This window comes from Streptobacillus ratti (assembly GCF_001891165.1).
Classification (GTDB): domain Bacteria; phylum Fusobacteriota; class Fusobacteriia; order Fusobacteriales; family Leptotrichiaceae; genus Streptobacillus; species Streptobacillus ratti.
Window position 1 is genome coordinate 1 of sequence record NZ_LKKW01000059.1, and the last position, 2,551, is coordinate 2,551.

The 2,551-nt window shown below is 22.0% G+C and carries 2 protein-coding genes; both read right to left on the reverse strand.

Annotation, left to right across the window (positions count from 1 at the left end):
- A partial coding sequence (locus tag BT993_RS06720; RefSeq protein WP_208600525.1) for a ShlB/FhaC/HecB family hemolysin secretion/activation protein occupies positions 1-1,098 on the reverse strand: 1,098 nt, incomplete at its 3' end.
- Positions 1,099-1,123: 25 nt separating this feature from the next.
- Positions 1,124-2,407, reverse strand: a complete 1,284-nt coding sequence (locus BT993_RS06725; protein ID WP_072593796.1) for a hypothetical protein — start codon at positions 2,405-2,407, stop codon at positions 1,124-1,126.
- Positions 2,408-2,551: the final 144 nt, after the last annotated feature.

Genomic DNA, 2,551 nt, shown 5'->3' on the forward strand with positions numbered 1-2,551 from the left:
ATCAAACTTAATAGCAAATAAGGCACGAAATACTTGATTATATTCTAAACATGAATCTATATTTAATCTACTAATATTAAAATTAACACCTAATTTTATATTAGGAGAAAAATATTTATAATCTGTACTAAATCCAATATTTGAATATATACTTCTATACTTTAAATTTAAAGACATATCTGTATTTAATTTACCATATTCTATAATATTAGAAATATCTATCATCTCCTTATACTTATATTCCATATTAAAACTCGGTATATATTTTTTATTTATTACCTTATTATTAAATTTTAAATTAAGTTTATGTTTCTCTTTTATTCTTGTATTAAATCCAATAGAAATATTATTTATCTTATCATGTGCATTCTTTACATCTTCTACATAACTCTTTCTATCTATATGATAATATCCTAAATTTAAATTTATATATCTATTAACTTTTCTATCAATCTTAATCTCATATTTATTACTAACTCCAGAAACATCATATCTATTATCATTTTCTGTAAATAGGCTTTTTAAATATATTGAATTTGAATAGATTAAGTATATTTTATTATTCTTTATTGGAAATGATAGGTTTATATTTAAATTCTCATTTCTTCTTGCAAACCTTTTATCCTTTATTTCTTCTAATTCTTCTCCTGGTAATAATTCATCTATATCTTTTTTAAATATTTTATTGGGAAGTTTGGGAGTTACAAAAGTATAACTAATATCTAGTTTTTCATTTAAAATTAGTCCCTCTAGTCCTGTATTAATAGTATACCTATATTTCCCCTCTTCAATATTTTTACCATGATTATCTAAAGATATTGATAATTTAAAAGGATTAGTTTTTTTGTTGTTTATAACTATATTTGACATTCCCTCATTATCTGATGGTTCTATTTTAATATCAATATTATTATTTTTAACATATTTAAAATTTTCAGCTAAGGTATCTATTTTAGATATATCTAGTTCTTCTCCTCTTTTTATATCACTATTTAAAAATATTGCTTTACTATTCTCTATCCCATTATATATTACTTTATCTACTATTGTAGAATATAGTATTAATGGTGTAAATATTATTGTTAATAAACTTTTCATTCATTTTTCCTTTTTTAATTTTTTATTACATAAATTTCCATAAATCTACATAGAACTTTGTTTCATCTTTTTTTACAACTTTTTCCTTTATTTCTCCATTATTTGATAGCTTTTCTAAACAATAATATAATTTCCCTTTTTCTTCTTCTGTTTCATACAACTTAGAATATGTTAATAAATGTTTCCCTTTTTTATATGAATAATAAACATTAAAATCTGTATTTCCATCTTCATCTTTTATAAAGCCTATTACCTCAATCTCATCTCCATCAAATTCAAAATGTGAAATATCTTCATATTCTCCACTTGGTGTCTTGTAATATACTTCTTCTGATGAGTCTGATAAATAGATTATATAATCTCTAATTTTTTCTTTATCTTTAATTATAGTTTTTCTCATTGTAAGTTCTATTAATTCATATACTTTTATTTCTTCTATTGATATGTCTAATTCTTCTAAATACTCATCAAAATTAAAATTATCTTTTCCACTTAGTACATGTGCTACATATCTATCAATTGCTTCTACTGGATTAAGTAATCTTTTAGGTCTTTCATAATCTCCATTTCTTATTACATATATATCTCCATATTTTATTTTTATAAATACAAAAAAAGCATAATCATTATCATTCTTTTTTTCACTATATACATTAGTATTCATAAAAGTATATAGATATTCTGCATTTGCATTTTTATTTAGAAGTTTTGAAAAATATTTAGTGTATGATTTTATTACTTCTATTCTTCTTTTCTTTTTAATACCTATTTCTTCTAAATATCCATCTAAGTTATCCCATTCAAATGATGATTTTGGTAAATTTCTAAATCCTGCATCATATTTATCATATGGGAATCCTATACCTAAAAATTCATAGTAATATGAATACGATAATTCTTTAGGTAAAGCTACATCTCTACCAAACCTAAATTTTTCAAAATATTGCTGACCTGGATTTTTACCATAGAATTCTCTGTCTAAAATTAATACTTTACCATTTAATTCAAAAGCTAAAAAATCATCAGATATTTTAGCTCTATATTCTAAATAGTCTTTATCATATACACCATACATTAAATTTTTAGCATCTTTTAAAACTTCATATGTTCTTGGTTGATATTCTTTAATATATTTAAACAGTCTTTCTAATCCATAATCATCAGATAGAGGCGTTATTAAATCTCTTGAATATCCTATAGACCTCTCATTTGAATGTATCATTTTTTTTACATATTCTGGTATTTCTGAGAAATTCTTACATATTCTGTATTTTTCTCTACTTTTTAAAAATTTTTCTATTGTTTTCATTACTTTACCTCTTTTTTTTATTACATAAATCTCCATAAATTTACATAAAATTTTGTTTCATCTTTTTTTACAACTTTTTCTTTTATCTCTCCTTTATTTGATAGCTCTTCTAAACAATAATGTAATTTTCCTTTTTCTAATTCT

What these genes read in the sequence shown, in the direction of transcription:
- BT993_RS06725 (WP_072593796.1), bottom strand. Translation starts at nt 2,407, where the DNA reads ATGAAAACAATAGAAAAATTTTTAAAAAGTAGAGAAAAATACAGAATA.